This window comes from Nonomuraea sp. NPDC050310, assembly GCF_040655795.1.
Taxonomy (GTDB): domain Bacteria; phylum Actinomycetota; class Actinomycetes; order Streptosporangiales; family Streptosporangiaceae; genus Nonomuraea.
Window position 1 is genome coordinate 1,178,552 of the sequence record NZ_JBFAKP010000001.1, and the last position, 26,180, is coordinate 1,204,731.

The following is a 26,180-nucleotide window of genomic DNA, read 5'->3' on the forward strand; positions in this document are numbered from 1 at the left end:
AGGTTTTTGGGCTTACCGGGTGAAAGATCACCTACGGAGGATTCAGGTGATCGTCATCTTCCGTTCGATCATGAACTGGACGCCGTCCAGGATCCGCTCCAGCCCGAAGTCGAAGGCGAACGCAGGGTCGTAGGCGGACTGGTGCGCCTCGCCCGCCGCCTGGCCGACCCGGGAGGCGACGGGGTACTGGGTGTAGTCGGCGATCCGGCTCAGGAAGGGCGCGTGCGCGGTCCACCACTGCTGGTCGGTCACGCCGGTGGACTTCTCCGCCTGGGCCGCGGCCACCGCGCCCCGCGCCGTGCCGTGCACGAAATCGGTGATCAGGGTGAGCACCGCGTCCATCTCGACGTCGCTGAGGCCGATGCCGTCGATGGCCCGCAGCTCGTAGTCGTACTTGGCGGTCAGGTTGGGGCCGAGCACCGGCCGGTTGCTGGCCACCTGGAGCAGCCACGGGTGGCGCAGGTAGAGCGCCCAGTTCTCGCGGGCGATGTGGGCGAGCCGGGCCCGCCAGCCGTCGAACTCCTCGCTGCGGTCGGTCTCGCCGTACACCGTGTCGAGCATGACGTCGAGCAGTTCCGGCTTGCCGGGGACGTAGGTGTAGAGCGACATCGTGCCCACGCCGAGCTGCTCGGCCACGCGGCGCATGGACAGTGCCGGCAGGCCCTCCTCGTCGGCCACCGTGATGGCGGCGCGCACGATGCGGTCGACGTTCAGTTCCGGCTTGCCCTTGCGGCTCGGCTTCTCGCTGGTGCGCCAGAGCAGCGCGAGGGAGCGGGCGGGGTCGCCCTTGCCCGAGTACTCGATCGTCATATCCGTACGGTACAACGTACGCTTGCTTTTCTTGAACCGTATGGCGTACGGTACAGCGTATGATAGTCGCCGAGAAGGTACACAAGAGCTACCGGGGCAAGGCCGCCCTGGCCGGCTTCGACCTGGAGGTCCGCCCCGGCACCGTCTGCGGCCTGCTCGGCCCCAACGGCGCCGGCAAGACCACCGCGGTCCGCATCCTGACCACCCTGCTGGGCTTCGACGCCGGCCGCGCCAGCGTCGCCGGCTTCGACGTGGCCACCCACCCCGCGGAGGTACGGCGGAGCATCGGCCTGGTCGGCCAGCACGCCGCCCTGGACGAGATCCTCAGCGGCCGGCGCAACCTGGAGATGTTCGGCCGCCTGTACCACCTCGGCGCCCGCCGCGCCCGGGCCAGGGCCGACGAGCTGCTCGAACGTTTCGGCCTGGCCGAGACCGGCGGCAAGCCGGTCAAGGACTACTCGGGCGGCATGCGCCGCCGCCTCGACCTGGCGGCCGGCATGATCCTCTCGCCGCCCGTGCTCTTCCTCGACGAGCCCACCACCGGCCTCGACCCGCGCAGCCGCGCCGAGGTCTGGGCCGCCGTGCGCGGGCTCGGCGCGACCGTGCTGCTGACCACCCAGTACCTGGAGGAGGCCGACCAGCTCGCCGACCGGATCGTGGTGCTCGACGCCGGCCGGGTGGTGGCCGAGGGCACCTCGGCCGAGCTCAAGGCCCGGCTCGGCGGCGACCGCCTGGACGTGGTGGTCCGTGACGTGGCCGACCTGCCCCGGGTCGCCGGGCTGCTGGCCGGGATCGGCAGCGGCGAACCCGAGACCGACCCCGACACCCGGCACGTCAGCGTGCCGGTGCGCGACCGGATGGCCGCCCTCGCCGCCGCGGTGACCGCCCTGGACAGGCTGGCGATCGAGGACCTGGCGGTCCGCCGACCCACCCTGGACGAGGTCTTCCTCGACCTGACCGAAAACCCGACCCACCCCCGCACCGAAACCCCGTCCAACCCCAGCACCGAAACCCCCGCCGGAACCCCCGCCGACCCCCGCACCGAAGCCCGCGCCGAGAGCCCGGGTCCGGTGGAGAAGGAGGATGTCCGATGAGTGCCGTCCCGCTGACCGGTTCGCGGCTCGGCTGGGCGCTGGCCGACGGGTGGACCGTCGCCCGGCGCGACCTGCTCCACTGGGCCGCCCAGCCCGCCGGAGCCGTCTTCGGCCTGGTCTTCCCGGTCCTGATCACCCTGGTCTTCGGCTACCTCTTCGGCGGCGCCGTGGCCGTGCCACCCGGCGCGAACTACTTCGACTTCCTCATGCCCGGCATGTACGGCATGACGATGCTCTTCGGCCTGAGCGCCACGATGGTCCAGGTCACCACCGACGCCTCCCGAGGCGTCACCGACCGCTTCCGCTCGATGCCGATGGCCCAGTCGGCCGTGCTGCTCGGCCGCAGCATCGCCGACCTGATCCACTCCACCGTGCTGCTCGCCCTCATGCTCGGCTGCGGCCTGGCCGTCGGCTGGCGGCCCACCGGCGGCCCGGCCGGCGCGCTCGCCGCGGTGGCCCTGCTGCTCCTGCTGCGGTTCGCGCTCATCTGGGCCGGCATCTACCTCGGCCTGCTCACCCGCGACCCCGGCGCGGTGGCCGCCGCGCAGGCGCTGGAGTTCCCGGTGGGCTTCCTGTCCAACGCCTTCGTCGCGCCGTCCAGCATGCCGGGCTGGCTGGGCGCGATCGCCGAGTGGAACCCGCTGTCGGCCACCGTCGGCGCGGTCCGCGAGCTGTTCGGCAACCCCACCTGGGGCGGCGACTCGTGGGTGGCCCAGCACTCGGTGCTCATGGCGGTGATCTGGCCGCTGGTCCTGCTCGCGGTCTTCTTCCCGCTGTCGGTCCGCGCCTACCGTCGGCTGGGCCGCTAGCGGCGGTAGAAGTCGATCGGCTCGGCCGGCAGCGGCGTGTTGCCGAGGATCAGGTCGGCCGCCTTCTCCGCCAGCATCATCACCGGCGCGTAGATGTTGCCGTTGGTGACGTACGGCATGGCCGAGGCGTCGACCACGCGTAACCCCTCCAGCCCGTGCACCCGCATGGTCTCCGGGTCGAGCACCGACAGCTCGTCCAGGCCCATGCGGTTGCTGCAGGAGGGGTGCAGCGCGGTCTCGCCGTCGCGGCGCACCCAGTCGAGGATCTCCTCGTCGGTCTCGACGCCCGGGCCGGGGGAGAGCTCGCCGCCGTTCAGCTCCGCCCAGGCCGGCTGGGAGAGGATGGCCCGGGCGTGCCGGATCGCCTCGACCCACTCGCGCCGGTCCTGGTCGGTGGACAGGTAGTTGAACCGCAGCGCCGGCTTGACCGCGATGTCGCCCGAGGTGATCCGCACCGAGCCGCGGGCGTCGGAGTACATCGGCCCGATGTGCAGTTGGTAGCCGTGCCCGCCCGCCGGGGCCGACCCGTCGTAGCGCACCGCGATCGGCAGGAAGTGGATCATCAGGTTGGGGTAGGCCACCTCGTCGTTGGAGCGCAGGAAGCCGCCCGCCTCGAAGTGGTTGGTCGCGCCGGGCCCCCGGCGCAGGAAGAGCCAGTCGGCCCCGATGAACGGCCGCCGCCACATCGCCAGCGACGGCTGCTGGGAGACCGGCTTCAGGCAGGCGTGCTGCACGTAGACCTCCAGGTGGTCCTGGAGGTGCTCGCCGACGCCGGGCAGGTCGTGCCGCACCTTGACGCCCGCCGCCTCCAGCACCGCCCGCGGCCCGACGCCGGAGACCTGCAGGAGCTGCGGCGAGTTGATCGCGCCGCCGCACAGGATGATCTCCCTGCCGCGCACGGCGGCCCCGTTGACCTCGACGCCGACCGCGCGCTCGCCCTCGAACAGCACCTTCGACACCAGCGCGCGGGTCCGCACCGTCAGGTTCGGGCGCCGGCGCACCGGGTGCAGGTAGGCGCGGGCCGCGCTGAGCCGCCGGCCCCGGTGCAGGTTGCGGTCGAAGGCGGCGAAGCCTTCCTGCCGGTAGCCGTTCACGTCGTCGGTCAGCTCGTGGCCGGCCTGCCGTACCGCCTGGAAGAAGGCCTCGAACAGCGGGCCACGCGCGGGCCCGCGCTCCAGCTTCAGCGGCCCTCGCGACCCGCGGTAGGGCGAGTCGGGGTCGGCCAGGCAGTTCTCCATCCGCCTGAAGTACGGCAGGCAGTGCGCGTAGTCCCAGCTCTTCATGCCGGGGTCGGCCGCCCAGCGCTCGTAGTCGAGCGGGTTGCCGCGCTGGAAGATCATGCCGTTGATGCTGCTGGAGCCGCCCAGCACCTTGCCGCGCGCGTGGTAGATCCGGCGCCCGCCCATGTGCGGCTCCGGCTCCGACTCGTACTTCCAGTCGTAGAAGCGGCTGCCGATGGGGAACATCAACGCCGCCGGCATGTGGATGAAGACGTCCCACCGGTAGTCGGGCCGCCCGGCCTCCAGGAGGAGGACGGAGGCGCCGGGGTCGGCGCTGAGCCGGTTGGCCAGCGCGCAGCCGGCCGAGCCGCCGCCGACGATGATGAAGTCCCACGTCCGCGTCACCGGGGCATCCAGTCCTTCCACACGATCTTGTTCTCTTCGACCCACTTCTCGGCCGCCTGCTCGGGGGTCAGGCCGGCCACGATGTCCCCGGCGACCGCGTTCTGGTGGTCGTTGCTCCAGGTGAAGTTGCGGACCAGCTCGTAGGCCTTGCCGCCCTCGCGGGCGAAGCGGGTGCTGACGATCTTGTCCAGCAGGTAGGGCGGGTAGTCGCAGGCGACCTTGGCCGCGTCGGCGTCGCAGCCGATGGCGTAGGGCGGCAGGTTGACCTTCACCAGCTTGACCTTGGTGAACAGCCACTGCGGTTCGTAGAAGTACATGAGCAGCGGTTTGCGGTTCTTGGTGGCGTCGAGGGCGGCTTTGATGAGCGCGTCCTCGCTGCCGGAGTAGACGACCCGGTAATTCAGGTCGAGATTCTTGACGATGCTCTCGTCGTTGGTCACGAAACTGGGGTCGCCATCAAGCACCTGACCGAAATTTCCGGATTTAGCCGTCCGGAAAAGGTTCGCATGCTTGTTGAGATTGCGCCAGTCCGAAATTCCGGGATAGGCGCCGGCCATCCATTGCGGGATGTACCACCCGATAACGCCCTTGTTGCCGTTCAGCCCGGCGGAGAGCGCCACCTTCTTGCGGTCGATGTACTCCTTCTTGAGATCCTCGTGCCCCCAGTTCTCGACGATCACGTCCACCTCGCCACTCTCGAAGCGGGCCCAGGAGTCCTTCTCGGCCGACTCCCGGAAGGACACCTCGTAGCCGAGCTCCTTCCGGAGCAGGTGGGCCAGGACGGCGGCGGTCGCCCGGTAGCCGGCCCAGTCGTGCAGGTCGATCCGCACCCGCCCGGCCGACCCCGCCCGGGGCGCGGGCTCCTCGGCGGAACAGGCCACCAGGAGGAGGGCCAGGGGCACGGCGAGCAGCTTGCTTCTGGTCATTGGGGTTCTCCGTAGGATGCCGCGGCCCCCACGATGCAGGGGGCCGCGGCTGGGGATCTCCGGGTCAGCGGGGGAGCGCCGGGGTCAGCTCGGGATCCAGGCCTGCCACTTGGCGGTGTTGGCCTCGATCCACTTCTTGGCGGCCTCCTCGGGCTCCATGCCGTCGTTGATGTCCATGGACACCTGGTTCTGGTCCTCGTTGGTCCAGCTGAAGTTCTTGACGAGCTGGTAGGCCTTGCCTCCGGTGTCGGCGAACTTCTTGCTCACGATCTTGTCGAGGTCGAGCTCGGCGTAGTCGCAGGCCACCTTCTTCGGGTCGGCGTCGCAGCCCTCGGTGTACGGAGGCAGGTTGACGCGGACCAGCTCGGTCTTGCTGAACAGCCAGTGCGGGTCCCAGAAGTAGAACAGCAGTGGCTTCTTCTGCTCCTGCGCGGTCTGCGCGCCCTTGATCAGCGCCGCCTCGGAGCCGCCGGTGACGACCTTGTAGTTCAGCTTGAGGTTCTTGATGATCGCCTCCTCGTTGCTCACGTAGGAGGGGTCGCCGAACAGCAGGGCGCCCTTGTCGCCCGACTCCGAGGTCTTGAAGAGCTCGGCGTACTTGTTGAGGTTCTTCCAGTCGGTGATGTCGGGGTACTTGTCGGCCATCCACTTGGGCACGTACCAGCCGATGACGCCCTTGTTGCCGGTCGAGCCGGCCTCGACCGCGACGCCCTTCTCCTCGATGAACTTCTTCTTCAGGTCGGGGTGACCCCAGTTCTCGATGATGACGTCCACGTCGCCGGTCTCGAAGCCCTCCCAGGCGAGCTGCTCCTTGATCTCGGGCAGCTCGACGGTGTAGCCGAGCTCGTTCTTCAGCAGGTAGGCCACCACGTTGGCGCTGGCCTCGTAGCCGACCCAGGGGTTGATCGCGATCTTGACGGTGCCGCCGGCGGAGGTCTCCGGCGTGGCGCTGGCCGACGGCTGCGGGCTGGCCGCGGCGCCCGGCGTGTCCTGGACCTTGGCCCCGCCGCAGCCGGCGAGCGCCATTCCTAAGGTCAGGATGCCTGCGAGCAGGCGTATCTTCATTTCCGACTCATCCTTTTGCTGTGAAGAGGGGGGCGCCGGTCGGCGCCCTGGGTGATCCGGTCGAGCATGATGCCGAGCAGCACGATGGCCAGGCCGGCGGCGAAGCCCATGCCGAAGTCCGTGCGCTGGGAGAAGCCGGAGACCACGTCGTAGCCGAGCGCGCCGCCGCCGACGAGCGCACCGAGCACGACCATCGCGAGGGTCATCACGATGCCCTGGTTGGCGGCGAGGAGGATGGCCTTGCGCGCCATGGGGAGCTGGACCTTCCACAGGAGCTGGCCTGGTGTGGATCCGGCGGAGGCCGCGGCTTCGACCACGGTCGGTGGCACGCCGCGGATGCCCTCCTCCACCAGCCGCACCACGGGCGGCACCGCGTAGATCACCGAAGCGAAGATCGCGGTGAACCGGGTGGCGCCGAACAGCGCCAGCGCGGGGAGCAGGTAGACGAAGGCGGGCAGGGTCTGGGCGGCGTCCAGCAGCGGGCGCTGGAACGCCGAGTAGCGGGGCGAGCGGGCCGCCGCGATGCCGAGCAGCACGCCGGCCACGAGCGTCACGGCCACGGCGACGATGACCATCGCCAGGGTGACCATGCTGTGCTCCCACAACGCCAGGCCGATGAGCGCGGCCACGCAGACCAGCGTGGTGACGGCCGGCCGTACCCCGCCGACCCGCCAGGCGAGCCCGGCCAGCAGGGCGGCGACCAGCCACCACGGGGCCGAGGTCAGCACCCCCTCCAGCGGGTTGAGCAGGCCGTAGCTGACCGCGTCCTTGATCGCGTCGGTGGCGGCGAACCAGCTCGACTCCATCCAGTCCACGAAGGCGTTGACCGGCGCGGCCGTCTTCAGCACCCACGGCCACTCGGCCGGCAGCGTCCGGCTGAGCACGAGACCGGCGACCACCAGCAGCGTGGCGCCGATCAGCCGGCCGGGCCTGAACCGCTCGCGGGCGGCGGCCATGGTGGCGCGGTCGAGCACGATGCCCATGATCACGATGGCGAGCCCGGCGGGGAGCATGATGCCGACGTTCTCCCGGGACAGGCCCTTGATGACGTCGGAGCCCAGGCCGGGCGCGGAGATCAGGTTGGCGATGACCACCATCGACAGCGCCATCATGATGGTCTGGTTGATCGCCAGCCCGATGGTGCCGCGCGCCAGCGGCAGGTAGACCTTGCGCAACGTCTGCCAACCGGTCGCGCCCAGCGAGGCCGAGGCCTCCACCGCCGAGGGCGAGACCTGCTCGATGGCCAGCGCCGTGATGCGGATCGCCGGCGGGATCGAGTAGATCAGCGTCGCCATGACCCCGGCCGGGGCGCCGATCTGGAAGAACAGCACCATCGGCGCCAGGTAGGCGAAGGTCGGCATGATCTGCATGAAGTCGAGCACCGGCGCGATGGCCCGGCGCAGCCGCGGCGAGCGCCCCGCCCAGACGCCCAGCGGCAGCCCGATCGCCAGCGACAGCAGCACCGCCGCGCCGACCAGGGCGAGCGTGTCGACGCTCAGCTCCCAGACGCCGAGCACGCCGAGCGCGGCGAACCCGGTCACCGCCAGCAGCCCGATCCGCCAGCCGCCGGCCAGCCAGCCGAGCGCGCCGGCCGCGCCGATCAGCCCCGGCCAGCCCAGCGCGTGCAGCCCGGTCTGCAGGGCCACGAAGAGCGAGCCGACGACGAGCCGGATGTAGTTCACGAAGTAGAGGAAGAGCGGGCTGTCGTTCTTGTGGGTGTCCACCCACTCGCGCAGCTCGGTGATCGCGGTGAACTGCGCCGCGTCGTCGTCGTGCGGGAGCGTTCCCGTGCCGCGGAACAGCAGGTACAGCCCCACCGCGACCAGGGTGAGCCCGGCGGGCGCCACCCAGCGGGGGAGGGCGGCGGGCGCGGTGAGCGCGGGCGCGCTCACGCCGGGACCTTCTCCGGTACGGCGAGCGAGGCCAGGATGTCCACCCGGTCGACCACGCCCACCAGTCGCTCGCCGTCCATCACCCGGATCGGCAGCGCGGAGGCGGCCGCCACCGGCACGGCCTCCCGGATGACCGTGGAGGCGGCCAGCGCGGGCCCGTCCAGGGAGTCGTGCTCGTCCGGCTCGCGGCAGATCCAGCGCAGCGACAGCACGTCGCTGCGCGGCACGTCGCGCACGAAGTCGGCCACGTAGTCGTCGGCCGGCGCCCCCACGAGCTGCTCGGGCGTGCCGAGCTGCACGATGGCGCCGTCGCGCATGATGGCGATCCGCTCGCCCAGCTTCAACGCCTCGGCCAGGTCGTGGGTGATGAAGACCATCGTCTTGCCGACCTCGCGGTGCAGCCGGACGACCTCGGCCTGCATGTCGCGCCGGATCAGCGGGTCGAGCGCGCTGAACGGCTCGTCGAAGAGCATCACCTGCGGCTCGACCGCCAGCGCGCGGGCCAGGCCGACGCGTTGCTGCATGCCGCCGGAGAGCTGGTCGGGGTAGGCGTCGGCGTGCCCGTCCAGGCCGACCAGGGTGAGGATCTCCCGGGCGCGGGCGTGCCGGGCGGCCTTGGCGGCGCCCTGGATCTCCAGGCCGTAGGCGACGTTGTCGATGACGCGGCGGTGCGGGAGCAGGCCGAAGTGCTGGAAGACCATGCTCACCTTGTGCCGGCGCAGCTCGCGCAGCCCGGCGGGGGTGGCGCGCACGACGTCCTCGCCGCCGATGGAGATCTCGCCGGAGGTGGGCTCGACCAGCCGGGTCAGGCAGCGGACGAGCGTGGACTTGCCGCTGCCGGACAGGCCCATGACGACGAAGACCTCGCCGGGCCGTACCTCGAAGCTGACGTCGCGGACGGCCGCGGTGCAGCCGGTCCGCTCGCGCAGGGCGGCGGGGTCGAGGTGGCGGTCGTCGCTGGTCATGACGCGCTCCGCCCGGGGGCCGAAGATCTTCCACAGGTTCGAGACCGTGATGCCGGCTGACATGCCCCCAGGAGTTTCCGGAGCAACCACCACAATTCCCTCCAGAAGGGTCGGCGCATGTAGGGGCACAACTTATGGCCAAATTCGAGAGTTCCTCAAGGTGGTGAGCCCCTGGAACCCTGACTGTTACCTACTGGAACGCGACAAACGCCCAAAGGGGACAGTAAACGTATTCCGGGCTTTCTTCCTTTATGCTCTCCAGCCACAAAGCTCGTGTTTTGTCGCGTAATGTGTGGCTCGACAACCTCGTAGTGCGGTATGTAAATGCTTTTCAGCCGATGTCAGGACTTATGTGATGGGTGAGAGTCGGTCTCAGGCCGCAGACGAGAGCAGGTGGCGCCTTCGCAACTGGCGGGTCCGCGCCCGCCTGGTCGCCCTCATCCTGGTGCCCACGGCCGCGGCCGTCCTGCTCGGCGCCGTTCAGGTGCTGAGCTCGACCGGAGCGGCCACGGAGTACGCCGGGACCAACCGGCTGGCCAGACTGACCGCCGAGGTCGGCGGCCTGGCCCACGAGCTGGAGGCGGAACGGGCGCGCGTCGCCTGGCACATCGCCACCGGCCGCCGCACCGGGCGCGAGGCCGTCACCAAACAGATCGCCGAGGTGGACTCCGCCGCGGGACGCGTGCGGGCCCTGGCCGCGCAGCTCGGCGGCGACCTGACCGGCCGCACGGCCGACGAGGTCGAGGCGATGCTCTCCCGGCTCACCGACCTCGCCGAGGTACGCAAGCAGGCGGTCGAGGGCGACCTGCTGCCCGGCGCGGCGATCGACCTCTACACCACCGTGGTCAACGACCTGCTCACGCTGCACGACGAGGTGAGCAAGGGCAGCGACGACGACGCCCTGTTCCGGCAGACCCGCGTGCTGCACGCCCTGGCCCTGGCCAAGGAGAGCCTCTCCCTCCAGCAGGCCCTGTTCACCGTGGTCATGGTGGACGGCCGCTTCGAGCAGGAACAGCTCAAGCGGGTGCTGGGCGAGCTCTCCCGCGAGCAGGACGAGCGCCGCGCCTTCGCCGACGAGGCCACCGCCGAGGAACGCCGCGCCTTCGACGAGTCGGTCAACTCCAGCCTCGCCGACCGCGCGCTGTTCCTGCGCGAGCTGCTGCTGACCCGCGCGGCGGCCGGCGCCCCGCTGACCGACCTCGACCTGACCAAGCGCGACGACGTCGGCGAGTGGTTCGAGGCCTCCGGCCGGGTCGTCGAGGCCATGCGCAAGATCGAGACCGACCACGCCGCCCGGATCGTCGCCCGCAGCGAGGAGCTGAGCGCCACCGAGAGCCAGCGCGCCTTCGTGGTCGCCGCCGCCGTGCTCGCCCTGCTGGTCGCGGTCCTGCTGATCACCACCGGGGTGGCCCGCTCGCTGGTCAAACCGCTGCGCCGGCTGCGCAGGGAGGCCCTGGAGGTGGCCGGGCGCCGGCTGCCCGAGGTCGTGCAGCGGCTGCGCGAGGGCCAGGACGCGGCCGACGCCGCGGTGCCGCCGATCGGCGTCTTCTCCAAGGACGAGGTCGGCGAGGTGGCCCGCGCCTTCGACGAGGTGCACCGCGAGGCGGTACGGCTGGCCGGCGACGAGGCCAAGCTGCGTGCCAACGTCAACGCGATGTTCGTCAACCTCTCGCGCCGCTCCCAGACCCTGGTCGAGCGGCAGCTCACGCTGATCGAGCGCCTGGAGCGCGGCGAGCGCGACGACACCCGGCTGGGCGACCTGTTCAAGCTCGACCACCTGGCCACCCGCATGCGGCGCAACAGCGAGAACCTCCTGGTCCTGGCCGGCCAGGAGACCGCGCGCAAGTGGACCGAGCCGGTCGAGCTGCTCGACGTGGTGCGCGCGGCGGTCGGCGAGGTGGAGAGCTACGACCGGGTCAGCGTGCAGGTCCAGTCGGACGTCGCGGTCGCCGGCCAGGCGGTCAACGACGTCGTGCACCTGCTGGCCGAGCTGGTGGAGAACGCCGTCTCCTTCTCCCGGCACGACGCCAAGGTCTACGTCTCCAGCAACCGCATCGACGGCGGCGGGCTGATGGTCTCGGTCACCGACCACGGCATCGGCATGGCGGCCGACGAGCTCGCCCAGGCCAACTGGCGGCTGGCCAACCCGCCGGTGGTGGACGTCTCGGTCGCCCGCCGGATGGGCCTGTTCGTGGTGGGTCGGCTGGCGCTGCGGCACGACATCCGCGTCCAGCTCCGGCCGCAGGACGTCGGCGGGCTGACCGCCATGGTCCTGCTGCCCGACCGCATGCTCACCGCGGTCGCCGAGCCCGCGCCGCCGCCCCGGCCCGCGCCCGGGTTCGACGGGCCGCCGCCGGCCGAGATCTACCCGAACGGGCACCCGTCCTTCGACTACCCCTCCGCCGACCTCCGCCTGGCCGAGCCGTACCTGCCCGAGACGCGGCGGCCCGACTACGCCGTCTCGGTGGAGACCCTCGACCGGGTCGAGGCGGCCACCGGCTGGTTCACCCGCACGCCCGCGCCGACCGACGGGGTGGGCACCGACACCGGGCCGCTGGAGCGCATCGAGGCGGAGCCGCCGCCCCAGCCCCAGCCGCGCACCGAGTCCGCCTTCCCGCTCGCCCCCGGCTACCCCCTCGGTCCCGAGCCCGACCCGTACCCCGTGCCGGAACCCGGGAGCTGGTTCGTCCGGCCCGCCGAGCCGGGGGACGACCCGCACGCCACCACCGTGCTCCCCGCCCTGCCGCCCCCGGCGAGTCCGGCCGGGCCGCCGGGGCCGAGCCTGCCCGCCGGGACCACGCAGGCCGGGCTGCCTCGCCGTACCCCCAAGGCGAACCTGATGCCCGGCACACCCGCACCGCCGCCGGCGCCGCTGCCGCCGGTCTCACCCGACCACCTGCGCGACCGGCTCTCCACCTTCCAGCAAGGGGTCAGGAAGGGCCGCGCGGAGATCGAGGAGGACCCCCGATGAGAGGCATGAGCCAGGCGGCCCGCGACGTGAACTGGCTGGTCACGGGCTTCGTGGAGGAAGTGCCAGGGGTGGCGCACGCGGTGGTCGTCTCCGCCGACGGCCTGCCGATGGCCTTCTCGCGCGGCTTCCCCAAGGACCGCGCCGACCAGCTCGCCGCCATCGGCGCCGGGCTGATCAGCCTGACGCAGGGCGCGGCCCGCGTCTTCGAGGGCGGCGTGGTCAACCAGACGCTGGTGGAGATGGAACGCGGCCTGCTACTGGTCATGTCGATCAGCGACGGGTCGTGCCTGGCGGTGCTGGCCGCCCCGGACTGTGACATGGGCCTGGTGGCCTACCAGATGACGGTGCTGGTCGAACGGGCCGGCCAGGTGCTCACCCCGGCGGTCCGGGCTGAGCTCTCGGCCTCGCGCCCATGGTGATGGGAGATCTTCGGTGACATCGTGGGACGACGGGGCGCAGCAGGAGCGCAGCTCGCTGGTGCGCATGTACACGGTCACCGGGGGCCGGACCGCGCCCCGCGGCGGGCTGGCCATCGAGGCGCTGGTCTCCTCGGCGACCTCGGCGGTGCTCGGCACCAGCTACTCGCGCGAGTACCGGGCGATCAGCGAGCTGTGCCGCCAGGTCCGCTCGGTGGCCGAGGTCTCGGCGCTGCTGGCCGTCCCCCTGGGCGTCGCCCGGGTGCTGATCTCCGACATGGAGGCCGAAGGGCTCGTGCGGGTCTACCAGCCGCAGGTGGGCACGCCGGAAATGAACCTCCTGGAAAGGGTGCTCAGTGGGCTACGCAGGCTATGAGGCGATGACCTCAAGCAAGATCGTCGTAGCCGGCGGGTTCGGGGTCGGCAAGACCACCTTCGTCGGCGCGGTCTCCGAGATCATGCCGCTGACCACCGAGGCCGTGCTGACCGACGCCTCGGCCGGCGTGGACGACCTGGCGATGACGCCGCTGAAGTCCACGACCACGGTGGCCATGGACTTCGGGCGGGTCTCGCTGGACCGGGATCTGATCCTGTACCTGTTCGGGACGCCCGGTCAGCACCGGTTCTGGTTCATGTGGGACGACCTGGTGCGCGGGGCGATCGGCGCGGTGGTGCTGGTCGACACCCGGCGCCTGGCCGACAGCTTCCCGGCCATCGACTACTTCGAGGAAGCGCGGCTGCCGTTCATCGTCGGCATCAACGGCTGGGACGGCCAGTTCGCCTACGGCGAGCCCGAGGTCAGGGAGGCCCTGGCCCTCGCGCCGTCCATCCCGATCGTGCGCACCGACGCGCGCCGCCGCGACGCGGTGAAGGGCACGCTCATCATGCTGGTCGAGCACTCCATCCGCGTCCGCTCCGCCGCGCCCTACTGATTCCACCAGGTGGCCGCGACCAGCTCGGCGACGAGCGTCTCGGTCAGCAGGGCCACCAGCGGGTCGTCGTCGTGCCGGTACCGGATGTCGCGGCCGACCGTCAGCACCGTGGAGCCGCGCTGCCGTACCCACTCCATGGCCTGCTCGTCGTAGGCCGAACCGGGGAAGAGGATCGCGCGGTAGTCGAGCGTCTTGGTCAGGTAGACGTCCACGTGCGCCCAGTCGCCGGTCTCGCACGCGTCGGCGGGCCGGCGCGGCCCTTCGCGGACCATCAGGGCCGACTGCTGCGCGCTCGACAGCCGTTCGGCCGGGGCGATCGTGTAGACCCCGTGCGGCCCGTCGAGCAGTTCGAGCGCCTTGGGCAGCCACTCCGCCCGCCGGTCGAGCAGGTCGGCGCTCGCCTCGGCGGCCCTGCGGACCAGCTCGGGCAGCCTCAGGTCGGCGCCGGTGAGCCGCTCCTCCAGGGCGAGCAGCAGGATCAGCGTGTGCTGGAAGGTACGGCAGGCGACCCCGCCGCGCTCCTCGCCGGCCAGCATCGGCACCAGCAGATCGGCGTGCTTGGCCAGCTCGGAGCCGGGGTTGTTGGTGAGGACCGCGCGGTGGCTGTCGCCGTACCGGGCGACCGCGTCGAGGGTCTCGCGCGAGCCGCCGGTGGCCGAGATCGGCACCACGAGCAGGTCGGGGCTCTGCGGGTAGGACGCCTCGGCCGAGGCGTACTCGGCGTAGGCGTCCACGCCACGCGCCCGCAGTCGGCGGGCGGCGACCCCGGCGGCGTAACGCGAGCTGCCCATGCCGAGGAACAGCACGCGGGAGAAGCCGCCCAGCGCCGCGAAGGGGTTCTCACCGGACAGCGTGGCGGCCAGCTCGGCCAGGGCGGCCGGCTTGGCTTCCAGGTCGGCGAGGAACAGGTCGGGCTTCACGGGGTCTCCTCCACAGGGGCGGGGTCGTCGGGGTCGTCGGGGTACCACGTGCGCAGCACGCCCATCGGGGCGTAGCGCCAGCGGGGCAGGTGCCGGGCGGCGTAGATCAGCTCCCGGCACTCCTGCTCCACCTCGAACGGTCTGATCAGCCGCTCGTCGAGCAGGTCGCCGGCCCGCTCGCGGTAGGCGGCCAGGAACTTCTCCCTGGCCTCGCGCGCCCAGGTGGCGGCGGCCTCGGGCGGGGTGCCCCGGCGCAGCACCGCGACCTGGGCGACGTGCTCCAGGCTGGTGGTGAGCTGGGCGACGTCGCGGGCGGCGGGCTGGCGGGCGGCGCCGGGCTCGCTGACGGTCGGGTTGCCGTCGAAGTCGATCACCGCGTAGCCGCCGTCCCACTGCAGGATCTGGCCGACGTGGAAGTCGCCGTGGATACGGATCCGCCGATCCTCGACCGCATGCTCCAGTCCGGCCAGCTCGCGGCGCATCGTCTCGGCGCGGCCGGCCAGCCAGTCGCCGTCGTCGCCGTCGGTCAGCTCCAGCGCCTCGCGCAGCGCCTCCGCGGCCCGCCGCGCGTCGTCCGGCGGGCGCGGGCGGGCGCCGGGCGGGGTCTCGGGGGCGGGCTCCACGGGCAGGGTCGCCAGGGCCAGGTGCAGGCCGGCGGCCAGGTGGCCGAGCACGGGCGCGAAGGCGGTCTCGCCGGACTCGGCGAAGTCGACGCACCACTCCCACCCGTCCCGAGCCCCCGGCAGGAAGCCGGTCACCAGCGCGACGAGGTGATCACCCACCGTGACGGCGGCGTACGGCGGAGCCGTCTCGTTGAAGCCCGCCTCAACAAGGTGCCCCAGAACCTCCGGTGCGGGGTGCGGCAGCGGGGCCGGCGGGATGATCCACTTGACGACGACCCGCTCTCCCGCCACGACTGAGAAATTGGTCTGGTCGACCTCGATCGCCCGCTCGGCGGCCTCGCCGTACGAAAGCGCAGGCAGGGGTCGGTAGCGGCGGACGGCGACGGGCGCGGGCACGGGATCGCCGGAGGCGAGCGCGGCGAGTAGCGCGGTGGTGAGGCCTCGATCTCTTGTGGTAATCGGATTCTCACTTACCGCCAGCAACCGCCGCCAAACTGAAGCGAAGTTCAAGAACAGACCAAACTTCCAGGCTGGGCATCGATCGTTAGTGTTGCTCAAGTTTAAAACTTCTGCAAAAGTCCTACCTTGGTCTGCCATGTCAGGACCTATGCGTATCGGCTTGCATCAAGGAGTATCGGTCGTGTTCCGTACCCGATTCACCCGTCGTCTCCCGGCCGCGCTGGCGGTCACCGGGCTCGCCCTGGCAGTGGCGGCCTGTGGTGGTGAGTCGTCGACCACCACCGACGCTGCCCCCCAGGCGACGGCGGCGCAGCTCAACCCCCAGGCGGACCTGTCCAAGCAGACGATCAACGTGACGGTCTGGGACGGCTACACCCCCAAGGAACTCGCCCAGCGAGCCACCGAGAAGCTGAAGATCTCCAAGATCGACATCGGCCTGCACGAGACCAACGAGAAGGCCATGGCCAAGCTCACCGTCCCCGGTGACAGCGGCATCGACGTGGCCTTCGTCTCCGGCCAGTACGCCGAGGCGCTCAACGCGCAGGGCCTGCTGGAGCCGATCCACGCCGAGCTGATCCCGAACCTGGCCAACCTCTACCCCGAGGCCACCCAGCTCTCCTACGACAAGGGCAACAAGTACTCCGTGCCCTACACCTGGGGCACCACGGGCATCTGCTACCGCAAGGACCTGCTCAAGACCACGCCGTCGAGCTGGAACGACCTGCTCAACCCGCCGGCCGAGGCGGTCAAGAAGGTCACCATGATGACCACCGAGCGCTGGCTGGCCCTGCCCGCGCTGAAGTCGCTCGGCCTGTCGGTCAACACCGACAAGGACGAGGACATCGCCAAGGCCAAGGAGCTGCTGCTCAAGGCCAAGCCGAACCTGCTCGGCTACGACGACACCACCTTCGGCGAGAAGCTGAAGTCCGGCGAGGCCGTCATGGCCGAGGCGTGGGACGGCTGGTGCCCGACCACCGAGAAGAACATCGGCTGGGTGGTGCCGAAGGAGGGCTCCGACCTCTGGGTGGACACCATGGTGATCATGAAGTCCTCCAAGAACAAGGAGGCCGCCCACGCCCTGATCAACTACATCCTCGACCCGGAGATCCACAGCTGGGCCGCGGAGAACATCGGCTACAAGGTGCCCAACAAGGCCGCCATGGACCGCGTGAAGATCGCCGAGGGCTCGCTGCTCGGCATCACCCCGGCCGACCTGCTCATGGGTGAGTCGCTGATCGACCTGGGCGAGGCCGCCACCAAGTACACCCGCCTGTCGACCGAGGTCGCGGCGCAGCAATGAGAAGCAGGCCCCGGTTCTGGGCGGCCTCGGCTTTTCTGGGGCCGGGGCTGCTCTACCTGCTCGCCTTCCTCCTGATCCCGCTCGCGCTGATCTTCGGATTCACCGTCTTCAAGCGCGGGCGGTTCGGCGGGATCGTCTACGAGTACACGGCGGAGAACTTCGCCCGCCTGTTCGACCCGCTCTACCTGGGCGTGGTCGTCGACTCGCTCAAGCTCGCGGGGATCACCACGCTGCTGGCGCTGCTGCTCGGCTACCCGACCGCGTACGCCATCGCCCGGCTGCCGCACAAGTGGCGGACGATCGCGCTGGTGGCCGTGGTGCTGCCCTTCCTGACCAGCTTCATCATCCGCATGTACGCGCTGATCATCCTGATGAGCGGGCCCGGCCTGATCAACTCGGCGCTGGGCACGGAGCTGGAGCTGCTCTACCACGAGGGAGCGATCGTCACCGGCCTGCTGTACTGCTACCTGCCGCTGATGGTGCTGCCGCTGTACACCGCCATCGAGCGGCTCGACCCGCAGCTTCGCGAGGCCTCCGGCAACCTGGGCGCGAACGCCTTCACCACCTTCCGGCGCGTCACCTTCCCGCTGACGCTGCCCGGCGTGCTGACCGGCTGCATGTTCGTCTTCGTGCCGAGCTTCGGCAACTTCGCCGTCCCGGAGATCCTCGGCGGCAGCAAGTCGCTCATGGTCGGCAACCTGGTGCAGACCGCCTTCCTCAAGGAGCGCGACTACCCCTTCGGCTCCACCCTGGCCCTGGCGCTGATCGCCGTGCTGCTGGTGCTGCTGCTGATCCAGGCCAAGGTGGCGCGCCGTGGGTAAGCTCCGCCTGGTCCCGCTCTGGATCACCTACGTCTTCCTGTACCTGCCGATCCTCGTGGTCGTGTGGATGTCGTTCAACGCCGGGCGCTCGCCGTACGTCTTCGAGGGCTTCAGCCTGCGCTGGTACGGCGAGCTGGCCGCCAACGACCGGCTGACCGAGGGCCTGGTCAACACGCTGATCGTGGCGGCCGGCACGACGGTGCTGTCGACCGTGCTCGGCACGCTGCTGGCGGTGGGCCTGGCGCGGTACACCCGCTCCAAGCTGCTCGACGCCGTCGCGCTGATGCCGGCGGTCCTGCCCGACCTGGTGATCGCCATCGGGCTGCTGATGGTCTACTCGCTGGTCCAGTTCACCCTGGGCCTGTGGTCGGTGATCATCGCGCACAGCGTCTTCGCGATGGCCTTCGTCACCGCGGTGGTCAGGACCCGGCTCTCGCACGCCGACGCCTCCCTGGAGGAGGCCTCCCGCGACCTGGGCGCGGGGGCGTTCCGCACCTTCGTCCGCATCACCCTGCCGCAGCTCGCGCCGGGCATCGTGGCCGGGGCGCTGCTGGCCTTCACGTTGTCGATCGACGAGTTCGCGATCGCCTTCTTCACCGCGGGCAACACCCAGCAGACGTTGCCCATCGTCATCTACTCCATGCTCAAGGTCGGGGTGAAGCCCGAGGTCAACGCCCTGGCCACGGCGCTCCTGCTGGTCAGCTTCACTGCGGTGATCGCCGGTCAGCGCCTGACGAAACTAGGGGAGAGCCGTGCTCACGATTGACCGCGTCAGCCGCCGCTTCGGTGAGGTCACCGCGCTGGACGAGGTCTCGCTGGAGATCGGCCAGGGTGAGTTCTTCGCGCTGCTCGGACCGAGCGGCTGCGGCAAGACCACGCTGCTGCGCATCCTGGCCGGGTTCGAGACGCCCGACTCCGGCGCCGTCACCCTCGACGGCGAGGACCTGCTGAAGCTGGCGCCCAACCGGCGGCCGATCAACCTGATGTTCCAGTCGTACGCGCTGTTCCCGCACATGAGCGTGGCCAAGAACATCGCCTACGGCCTGGAGCAGGAGAAGCTCGGCCGCCAGGAGATCCGCCGCCGCGTCGGCGAGGTGCTGGAGACCGTCGGCCTCGGCGAGCTGGGCGAGCGCAAGCCGCAGCAGCTCTCCGGCGGCCAGCGCCAGCGCGTCGCCCTCGCCCGCGCCATCGTCAAGCGGCCCCGGCTGCTGCTGCTGGACGAGCCGCTGTCCGCCCTGGACAAGAAGGTCAGGGCCGACATGCAGCTGGAGCTGAAGCGGCTGCAGAACGAGGTCGGCATCACCTTCGTGGTCGTCACGCACGACCAGGAGGAGGCCATGTCGCTGGCCGACCGCATCGCCGTCTTCTCCAAGGGCAGCGTCTGCCAGGTGGACGCGCCGGTGGCCCTGTACGAGCGGCCCAAGACCCGGTTCGTGGCCGACTTCGTCGGGGCCAACAACATCTTCGAGGACGGGCCGGAGCTGCTGGCCGTACGGCCGGAGAAGATCAGGCTGGACGGCGGGAAGCTGGAGGGCAGCGTCGCCGACGTGAGCTTCTACGGCGGCACCTCGCACATCTCGGTGACGGTGGCCGGGCGCGCCAAGCCGGTGCTCGTGGCGGTCCAGGGGGCCAGCACGGTACGGCAGGGCGAGGCCGTGGCCCTCGGCTGGGACCCCGGCGACGCGGTGCCGATCAGTGAGTGAGTTCGCAGCCCGTCGCGGTACGGGCATACGTCATGATCAGCTCGGCCGCCCGGTCGGTGTCGATCGCCGGGTGCCGGGCGGTGATCCGGTAGCCGTAGGCGTCCTCCAGCGCCACCAGGTTGCGCGCGATGGACAGCGAGTCGGCGGCCAGCCGGAAGACGCCCAGCGCCGCCCCGGTGTCCAGGATCGACTGGTACATCGCCACCTGGCGGTCGTACAGGGCGGTCAGGAGCACGCCGTAGACGCGGTTGCGCCCGGCGGCGCCGCCGGCCTCGTTGAGCAGCCGCACGTCCGGGTCCTCCGGCCCGGTGGGCAGCCCGGCGCGGATGGTGGTGACCAGCTTCTCGACCGGGTCGCCGATGCTGCCCACCCGCTCCATCCGCTGCTCGTAGAAGCGTTCGACGCCGGCCTGCTGGGCGTCGATCAGCAGCTCGGACAGCTCGGGGTAGTGGTAGAGCACGGCCCCGGAGCTGAGCCCGGCCTCCTCGGCGACGTGCGCGAGCTGCACCCGGTCGAGCCCGTGGCGGACGATGGCCCGGCGGGCGGCCTCGATCAGGTCGATGCGCCGGTCGGTGCGGCTCTTGCGCTGAGTCACGGGTGCAATAGTGCCCTGAAGTTGACCTTGCTCGCTAGTAATAGACATTCGACCCATATGTCCCCCCGGAGCTAGAAATGTCACTCACCATCCTGTTCATGCCGGAAAGTGCCTACGGGCCGACCAACAACTGCATCGGCATCGGCGACATCCTGCGGCAGCGCGGCCACCGCGTGGTCTTCGCCGCGGAGGCCTCCTGGAAGGGCAAGCTGGAGGCGCTCGGCTTCGAGGAGGACCTGGTCGACCTCGCGCCCCCGGCCGAGGACGCCGAGGAGCAGGACCCGGGCCAGTTCTGGAAGGACTTCATCCGCGACACCGCGCCCGAGTACCGCAAGAGCACGCTGGAGCAGCTCTCCACGGTCACCAAGCCGATCTGGGACTCGCTGATCGACGGCGCCAAGTACTGCGAGCCGCAGCTTCGCGAGATCATCGCCCGTGTGCAGCCGGACGTCATCGTCGAGGACAACGTCATCACCTTCCCGGCGCTGCTCACCGCGGGCAAGCCGTTCGTCCGCATCGTCTCCTGCAACCCGCTGGAGATGCGCGGCGAGAACGTCGCCCCGGTCTTCTCCGGCCTGCCGGCCGCCGATCGCGGCGAGTGGGACGGCTTCCGCGCCGAGTACGAGCGGACCCACCGCGAGATCTGGACCGCCTTCAACGAGTGGTGCGTCGAGCAGGGCACCGAGCCGCTGCCCGACCTGGACTTCATCCACCAGGGCGCGCTCAACCTCTACGTCTACCCCGAGGCCCTCGACTACGTCGCCGACCGGCCGCTGGACGAGTCCTGGCACCGGCTCGACTCCTCGGTGCGCGAGACCGACGAGGCCTTCGAGCTGCCCTTCGAGCGCCGCGAGGACGCCGCGCTCGTCTACTTCTCGCTCGGCTCGCTCGGCTCCTCCGACGTGGAGCTGATGCAGCGGGTGATCGACATCCTCGGCACCACGCGGCACCAGTACATCGTCTCGATGGGCCCGCTGCACGCCGAGATCAAGCTCGCCGCCAACATGTGGGGCGCCGAGTTCGTGCCGCAGACGAAGATCATCCCGCTGGCCGACCTGGTCATCACCCACGGTGGCAACAACACCACCACCGAGGCGATGCACTTCGGCAAGCCGATGATCCTGCTGCCGCTCTTCTGGGACCAGTACGACAACGCCCAGCGCGTGGACGAGTTGGGCTTCGGCGTGCGGCTGTCCACCTACGCCTTCGCCGACGACGAGCTCACCGGAGCCGTCGAGCGCCTGATCGGCGACACGGAGCTCCGTGGCCGCCTGGCGGCGATCGGCGAGGAGATCCGCCGCCGTGACGGCCTGCGCAAGGCCGCCGACCTCATCGAACAGCTCGGATAGGAACATGCGTCAACTGATCAACCCGGCGACCGGCCAGCCCTTCGACGAGGTGCCCGACACCTCGGTGGAGGCGGTGGCCAAGGCCGTCCAGCGGGCCAGGACGGCCTTCGCCACCTGGTCCGAGCTCACCCCGGGTGAGCGCTCCCGCGTCCTGCTGCGCCTGGCCGACCTCGTGGAGGCCGACGCCGAGGAGCTGACCCGCCTGGAGGTCGAGGAGACCGGCAAGCCGGCCGCCGTCTTCCGTGACGGCGAGCTGCCCTTCGCGGTGGACAACCTCCGCTTCTTCGCCGGCGCGGCCCGCTCGCTGGACGGCTCGGGCGCGGGGGTCTTCTCCCAGGGCTACACCTCGGTCATGCTGCGCAGGCCGGTCGGGGTCGTCGGGTCGATCAGCCCGTGGAACTTCCCCTTCATCATGGCGGTCTGGAAGGTCGCGCCCGCGCTCGCCGCGGGCAACGCCGTGGTGATCAAGCCCGCTCCCATGACGCCGCGCAGCACCCTGCGCCTGGCCGAGCTGGTCGCCCGCGCCGGCGCGCCCGAGCACCTGCTCCAGGTCGTCCTGGGCGGCGCGGAGGTCGGCCAGGCCCTGGTCACCGACCCCGGCGTGGACATGGTCAGCGTCACCGGCTCGACCGAGACCGGCCGCGCGGTGATGAGCGGCGCGGCCCAGACGCTCAAGCGGGTCCACCTGGAGCTGGGCGGCAAGGCCCCGGCGCTCGTCTTCGAGGACGCCGACCTGGCCGAGATGGCCCGCGGCGTGGCCATGGGCGCCACCTACAACACCGGCCAGGACTGCACCGCCGCCACGCGGGTGTACGTCGACCGCCGCGTGTACGGCGACGCCGTCGCGGCCATCGAGGCGACTGTTGCCAAAATCACTGTCGGCGATCCGTGGGACCCGTCCACGGACATCGGACCGCTGATTTCCGCCCAGCACCGCGAGCGCGTGCACGGTTTCGTGACGCGTTCGGGCGGCACCGTGGCCCACGGCGGCCGGCCCCTCGACGGGCCCGGGTTCTACTACCCTCCGACCCTGGTCACGGGCGTGGAGCAGGGTAGCGAGATCGTCCAGGGCGAGATCTTCGGCCCGGTGCTGGCCGTCCTGCCCTTCGACGGCGAGGAGGAGGCGATCCGGCTGGCCAACGACACGCGGTACGGCCTGGCCTCCTCGGTGTGGTCGCGCGACGTGGCCCGGGCCATGCGCGTCTCGCACCGCCTCGACGTGGGCGTGACCTGGATCAACGACCACCTGCCCATCGCCAGCGAGGCCCCGCACGGCGGCGTCAAGGGCAGCGGCTTCGGCAAGGACATGAGCCAGGAAGCGGTCCAGGAGTACTCGGTGACCAGGCACCTGATGATCAAGCATGCGGCACCGGCGGAGCGGGACTCCTTCCGGCCAGCCTAAAACGCGCGGTTTGGGCGCATTTGTCAAGAAATGGTCGGTTCGCCGATCTGGTAGGGGTTGTGTTCCAATTACCCCCATCCAAGATTTCTTATGCGCCCAACGCGTCTCGGATTTTCCAGAGCACGTCGGACGGCGAGAGGTTGCGAAACACAGTGAGGAAGGAAATCCCCAGGCACGCCACGTCGGGGGAGCAGACCGGCGGACGGTTCCAGCTCGGGAACCTGCGCGTACGGTCCAGGCTCGTGGCGCTGATCCTCATTCCCACCGTCGTCGGCGTGCTCCTCGCCGCCATCCAGCTCACCGACGCCATCTCGACCAGCTCGGAGTACCGGCGCCTGACGCAGGTCGCCGAGCTGGTGCGACGGCTGGGCGGGCTCTCCCACGAGCTCGGCAAGGAACGCACGCTCACCGCGTGGTTCGTCGCCGACAAGCGGCCCACCGGCCACCTGACCCGGCTGAAGGAACAGCGCGTCAAGGTCGACACGCTCCGCGGCCAGGTGCTCAAGGCCACCGAGGTGATCGACGGCGGCCACCAGCCGCGTGTGCGGCACGCGGTGGAGGAGATGCGCCGCTGGCTGAACGGCCTGCCCGCGCTCCGTGACTCCATCGTGGGCGAGAGCGCGCCGCCCCGCGCGGCCATCCGGACCTACACCAGCCTGATCGAGGTCCTGCGCGCCCTGCAGGGCGAGATGGTGACCGTGGGCGACGACCGCCTCGTCGCGGACGGCAGCGCCTTCGCCGCGCTGCACCGCGCCAAGGAGGAGGTCGCGCGCCAGCAGGTCATCCTCACCGTCGCGCTGGCCGAGAACCGCCTCGACTACGACGACCTGTCGGACTTCCTCGGCTCCTGGGACCGCCAGCAGGCCGAGCTCGACCGGTTCACCGCCGAGGCCGCGCCCGCCGAGGCCCTGCTCTACCGCAAGACCGTGCGCGGGCAGACGGTCGACCGCGCCGACGCCATGCGCCAGCGCGCCCTGGCCCAGCTCCGCGAGTACCGCACCATCCGCGACCTGGACATCAGCACCCGGCGCGACCTGAACGTCTGGTACGCCTCCACCGGCGTCACCGTCGACCTGACCCGCAAGGTCGAGGACGCGCTGGCCGCCAAGCTGGTCAGCCGCAGCCAGGAGCTCCAGGACGCCGAGCAGCGCAACGCGATCATCTCCGGCGCGGTCATCCTCGTCCTGCTCATCCTGGTCCTCGTGATCACCACCTGGGTGGCCGGCTCGCTCGTCCGCCCGCTGCGCCGGCTGCGAGCCGAGGCGCTGGAGATCGCCGGATTCCGCCTGCCCGAAACCGTCCGCGCTCTGCGCGAGTCGGGGGAGAGCACGCTGCCCCAGGTCGCCTCGGTCGGTGTCACCACCCGCGACGAGATCGGTGAAGTCGCCCGGGCCTTCGACGAGGTCCACCGCGAGGCGATCCGGCTGGCCGGTGACGAGGCCAAGCTGCGTGCGAACGTCAACTCGATGTTCGTCAACCTGGCCCGCCGCAGCCAGACCCTCGTCGAGCGCCAGCTCGACCTCATCGAGGAGCTGGAGCACGGCGAGGAGGACGAGAGCCGGCTGTCCAGCCTGTTCCGCCTCGACCACATGGCCACCCGCATGCGGCGCAACTCCGAGAACCTCCTGGTCCTCGCCGGCCAGGAGACCGCCCGCAAGTGGAGCGAGCCCGTCCCGCTCGTGGACGTGGCCCGCGCCTCGCTGTCGGAGGTCGAGAACTACGAGCGCGTCGCCATCCAGATCCCCTCGGACCTGGAGATCGTCGGCCCGGCCGTCACCGACACCGTCCACCTGCTCGCCGAGCTGATCGAGAACGCCATCTCCTTCTCGCCGCGCGAGACCAAGGTCGTCGTGACCAGCGCCCCCGTCGCCGGCGGCGGCGTGCTGCTGTCGGTGACCGACCTCGGCATCGGCATGTCGGCCGAGGAGATGGGCGAGGCCAACTGGCGGCTGACCAACCCGCCGATCGTGGACGTCGCGGTCGCGCGCCGCATGGGCCTGTTCGTGGTCGGCCGGCTGGCCCTGCGCCACGGCATCCAGGTCCAGCTCCGCCCGCGCGAGGGCGGCCCCGGCCTCACCGCCATGGTGCTGCTGCCCGCCGTCCTCATCGTCCCGGCCTCCGCGCCGACCCAGCAGATCCCGGCCTACGCCGGCGCCGGCCAGGGTTCCACCGGGGGCGCCACGCCCGCCGGGCCCAACCCGTACGGCCAGCCCCAGGCCCTCGTGCCGTACGGCGAGCAGCCCCCCGCGGGCTTCGACAGCGCGCGCTACGAGCAGCAGGCCCCGGCGACCGGCTTCGACGGCCCCATGTTCGGCGACCGCGGCGCCTTCGGCGACGACCGCTCGGCCGGCTCCGGCAGCGCCGGGCTCGGCGTCATGGACACGCCGTGGCCGACGCACCTGCCCCCGCCCGGGGGCGGCGACTCCTGGCCGTCGGCGGCCGAGGAGCCGCAGGAGGTCTACGAGCAGCCCGACTTCCAGCGCGAGCGGCCCAGCCGGCTGGCCGACGAGCCCGTCGCGTCGTGGCCGTCGTTCGCCGAGACCGCGCGCGAGCCGTACGCCGAGCCCTATGCCGATCAGGCGGGGCGCGAGCCGTACGCGGAGTCGTTCGCTGAGTCGTTCGCTGAGGCCGACGGCACCGGCCCGCTCCCGGTGATCCGGGAGTCGGTGCTGGACGACCGGGGCGAGGAGGCGCACCTGCCGATCTTCTCGGCGGTCAGCACCTCCGACTGGTTCACCAAGCCCGAGATCCTGACCCGCCCGGCCGAGCAGCGCGCCGAGCAGCGGCAGGACGGTCCCGGACTGCCGCAGCGCGGCGCCGACTCCTTCGGCTCCACCGGCGACTTCGGTTCCCTCGGCGCCTCCGCCGGTGACTTCGGCGCCCCGGCCGGTGACGGCGGTCTTCCGCAGCGCCGTCCGGGCGCCACCGAGCCGCCGGTCGACAGCTCCCTGCCGCAGCGCTCGCCCTTCGGGGAGTCCGCGTACGGCGAGCCCGCCTCCGGCGCCTTCGCCGGCGGCGGCTCGGCGGCCGGTGGCTCCATGTTCGGCGACGCGGGCCAGGGTGGCGGCCTGCCCCGCCGCCAGCCCGCGGGCGGCGGCTTCGGCGACGCCGACCCGTTCGGCTACGGCGACCAGAGCCAGGGCCAGAGCGGCCAGGGCCACTTCGGCCAGAGCCAGAGCCAGAGCCAGAGCGGTCAGGGCGGTCAAGGCGGTCACTTCGGCCAGGACCAGGGCGGTCAGGGCGGCCTGCCGCAGCGGCAGCCGTCCTCGGGCAACTCGCTGCTGCGCGGCGGCCCGTCCGAGCCCAGCACCGGCGGAACCACCAGCACCGGCCTGCCGCGCCGGGTGCCCAAGGCGAACCTGGTGTCGGGCTCGGTGCAGAGCTCGGGGTCGTTGTTCGGCGAGCCGGCGGAACCGGTCTCCCCGGACCGGCTCCGCAGCCGGCTGTCGAGCTTCCAGCAAGGCGTACGGCAGGGCCGTGAAGAAATCGGAGAGGAATGAGCA

22 protein-coding genes are annotated in these 26,180 nt (G+C 71.1%); 13 read left to right on the top strand and 9 right to left on the bottom strand.

The window, feature by feature from the left end; genetic code table 11:
• Positions 1-42: 42 nt before the first annotated feature.
• Positions 43-810, bottom strand: a complete 768-nt coding sequence (locus AB0I67_RS05550; RefSeq protein ID WP_357918008.1) for a TetR/AcrR family transcriptional regulator — start codon at positions 808-810, stop codon at positions 43-45.
• Positions 811-869: 59 nt separating this feature from the next.
• On the opposite strand from AB0I67_RS05550, the gene AB0I67_RS05555 reads away from it, so the two are divergent.
• Together AB0I67_RS05555 and AB0I67_RS05560 are read left to right on the top strand one after the other, a co-directional pair.
• Positions 870-1,904 (top strand): ATP-binding cassette domain-containing protein, encoded by a 1,035-nt coding sequence (locus tag AB0I67_RS05555; protein ID WP_357918011.1) that lies wholly within the window; start codon positions 870-872, stop codon positions 1,902-1,904.
• A complete protein-coding gene (locus AB0I67_RS05560; protein WP_357918014.1) occupies positions 1,901-2,713 on the top strand; it encodes an ABC transporter permease in 813 nt (270 codons plus the stop codon). Before AB0I67_RS05555 ends, AB0I67_RS05560 begins: the two co-directional genes overlap by 4 nt.
• Here the strand turns inward: AB0I67_RS05560 and betA are convergent.
• The 5 genes from betA to AB0I67_RS05585 form a co-directional block, all read right to left on the bottom strand.
• Positions 2,710-4,338, bottom strand: coding sequence for a choline dehydrogenase (betA, locus tag AB0I67_RS05565; protein WP_357918016.1), 1,629 nt, complete (start codon positions 4,336-4,338; stop codon positions 2,710-2,712). The two genes, AB0I67_RS05560 and betA, sit on opposite strands and share 4 nt — an antisense overlap.
• Complete coding sequence (locus tag AB0I67_RS05570) at positions 4,335-5,264, bottom strand: ABC transporter substrate-binding protein (protein WP_357918019.1); 930 nt, start codon at positions 5,262-5,264, stop codon at positions 4,335-4,337. The genes betA and AB0I67_RS05570 overlap by 4 nt, the downstream gene beginning before the upstream one ends.
• A gap of 84 nt (positions 5,265-5,348) precedes the next feature.
• Positions 5,349-6,329 (bottom strand): ABC transporter substrate-binding protein, encoded by a 981-nt coding sequence (locus tag AB0I67_RS05575; RefSeq protein ID WP_357918022.1) that lies wholly within the window; start codon positions 6,327-6,329, stop codon positions 5,349-5,351.
• The gene (locus AB0I67_RS05580) at positions 6,326-8,221 is read right to left on the bottom strand and encodes an ABC transporter permease subunit (RefSeq protein WP_357918025.1); all 1,896 of its coding nucleotides are present in this window, start codon (positions 8,219-8,221) and stop codon (positions 6,326-6,328) included. Before AB0I67_RS05580 ends, AB0I67_RS05575 begins: the two co-directional genes overlap by 4 nt.
• Positions 8,218-9,249 carry a glycine betaine/L-proline ABC transporter ATP-binding protein gene (locus AB0I67_RS05585; RefSeq protein ID WP_357918028.1) on the bottom strand — a complete coding sequence of 344 codons (1,032 nt, stop codon included), beginning with the start codon at positions 9,247-9,249 and terminating at the stop codon, positions 8,218-8,220. Before AB0I67_RS05585 ends, AB0I67_RS05580 begins: the two co-directional genes overlap by 4 nt.
• A 292-nt stretch (positions 9,250-9,541) precedes the next feature.
• On the opposite strand from AB0I67_RS05585, the gene AB0I67_RS05590 reads away from it, so the two are divergent.
• From AB0I67_RS05590 to AB0I67_RS05605, 4 genes are read left to right on the top strand one after another with little or no spacing between them, the layout of a single operon-like run.
• On the top strand, positions 9,542-12,157 hold the full coding sequence (locus AB0I67_RS05590; protein WP_357918031.1) for a nitrate- and nitrite sensing domain-containing protein: 2,616 nt from the start codon (positions 9,542-9,544) through the stop codon (positions 12,155-12,157).
• Positions 12,154-12,576, top strand: coding sequence for a roadblock/LC7 domain-containing protein (locus AB0I67_RS05595; protein ID WP_357918034.1), 423 nt, complete (start codon positions 12,154-12,156; stop codon positions 12,574-12,576). The genes AB0I67_RS05590 and AB0I67_RS05595 overlap by 4 nt, the downstream gene beginning before the upstream one ends.
• Positions 12,577-12,589: 13 nt before the next feature.
• Positions 12,590-12,949, top strand: a complete 360-nt coding sequence (locus AB0I67_RS05600) for a DUF742 domain-containing protein (RefSeq protein WP_357918037.1) — start codon at positions 12,590-12,592, stop codon at positions 12,947-12,949.
• Between the two features lie 4 nt (positions 12,950-12,953).
• The gene (locus AB0I67_RS05605) at positions 12,954-13,505 is read left to right on the top strand and encodes an ATP/GTP-binding protein (RefSeq protein ID WP_357918040.1); all 552 of its coding nucleotides are present in this window, start codon (positions 12,954-12,956) and stop codon (positions 13,503-13,505) included.
• Here AB0I67_RS05605 and AB0I67_RS05610 read toward each other — a convergent pair.
• Both AB0I67_RS05610 and AB0I67_RS05615 read right to left on the bottom strand, forming a co-directional pair.
• Entirely contained in the window at positions 13,499-14,425 is a 927-nt protein-coding gene (locus tag AB0I67_RS05610) for an SIS domain-containing protein (protein WP_357918043.1), read from the bottom strand. The two genes, AB0I67_RS05605 and AB0I67_RS05610, sit on opposite strands and share 7 nt — an antisense overlap.
• On the bottom strand, positions 14,422-15,444 hold the full coding sequence (locus AB0I67_RS05615) for a hypothetical protein (RefSeq protein WP_357918045.1): 1,023 nt from the start codon (positions 15,442-15,444) through the stop codon (positions 14,422-14,424). The genes AB0I67_RS05610 and AB0I67_RS05615 overlap by 4 nt, the downstream gene beginning before the upstream one ends.
• 244 nt (positions 15,445-15,688) lie before the next feature.
• Between AB0I67_RS05615 and AB0I67_RS05620 the strand changes: the two genes are divergently transcribed.
• The 4 genes from AB0I67_RS05620 to AB0I67_RS05635 are packed head-to-tail and all read left to right on the top strand — an operon-like array spanning position 15,689 to position 19,331.
• Complete coding sequence (locus tag AB0I67_RS05620; RefSeq protein WP_357918047.1) at positions 15,689-16,807, top strand: spermidine/putrescine ABC transporter substrate-binding protein; 1,119 nt, start codon at positions 15,689-15,691, stop codon at positions 16,805-16,807.
• Positions 16,804-17,628 carry an ABC transporter permease gene (locus AB0I67_RS05625; protein WP_357918050.1) on the top strand — a complete coding sequence of 275 codons (825 nt, stop codon included), beginning with the start codon at positions 16,804-16,806 and terminating at the stop codon, positions 17,626-17,628. The genes AB0I67_RS05620 and AB0I67_RS05625 overlap by 4 nt, the downstream gene beginning before the upstream one ends.
• The gene (locus tag AB0I67_RS05630) at positions 17,621-18,394 is read left to right on the top strand and encodes an ABC transporter permease (protein WP_357918053.1); all 774 of its coding nucleotides are present in this window, start codon (positions 17,621-17,623) and stop codon (positions 18,392-18,394) included. The genes AB0I67_RS05625 and AB0I67_RS05630 overlap by 8 nt, the downstream gene beginning before the upstream one ends.
• On the top strand, positions 18,381-19,331 hold the full coding sequence (locus AB0I67_RS05635) for an ABC transporter ATP-binding protein (protein ID WP_357918055.1): 951 nt from the start codon (positions 18,381-18,383) through the stop codon (positions 19,329-19,331). Before AB0I67_RS05630 ends, AB0I67_RS05635 begins: the two co-directional genes overlap by 14 nt.
• On the opposite strand, the gene AB0I67_RS05640 is transcribed toward AB0I67_RS05635, so the two are convergent.
• Positions 19,321-19,926: a TetR family transcriptional regulator gene (locus AB0I67_RS05640; RefSeq protein WP_357918058.1), complete on the bottom strand. Its 606-nt coding sequence runs from the start codon at positions 19,924-19,926 to the stop codon at positions 19,321-19,323. The two genes, AB0I67_RS05635 and AB0I67_RS05640, sit on opposite strands and share 11 nt — an antisense overlap.
• Before the next feature lie 77 nt (positions 19,927-20,003).
• Here AB0I67_RS05640 and AB0I67_RS05645 point away from each other — a divergent pair, with 77 nt between their 5' ends.
• The 3 genes from AB0I67_RS05645 (at position 20,004) to AB0I67_RS05655 (ending at position 26,177) form a co-directional block, all read left to right on the top strand.
• A complete protein-coding gene (locus tag AB0I67_RS05645; RefSeq protein WP_357918061.1) occupies positions 20,004-21,275 on the top strand; it encodes a glycosyltransferase in 1,272 nt (423 codons plus the stop codon).
• Between the two features lie 4 nt (positions 21,276-21,279).
• Positions 21,280-22,677: an aminobutyraldehyde dehydrogenase gene (locus AB0I67_RS05650; RefSeq protein WP_357918063.1), complete on the top strand. Its 1,398-nt coding sequence runs from the start codon at positions 21,280-21,282 to the stop codon at positions 22,675-22,677.
• A gap of 242 nt (positions 22,678-22,919) precedes the next feature.
• The gene (locus tag AB0I67_RS05655; RefSeq protein ID WP_357918065.1) at positions 22,920-26,177 is read left to right on the top strand and encodes a nitrate- and nitrite sensing domain-containing protein; all 3,258 of its coding nucleotides are present in this window, start codon (positions 22,920-22,922) and stop codon (positions 26,175-26,177) included.
• Positions 26,178-26,180 lie beyond the last annotated feature (3 nt).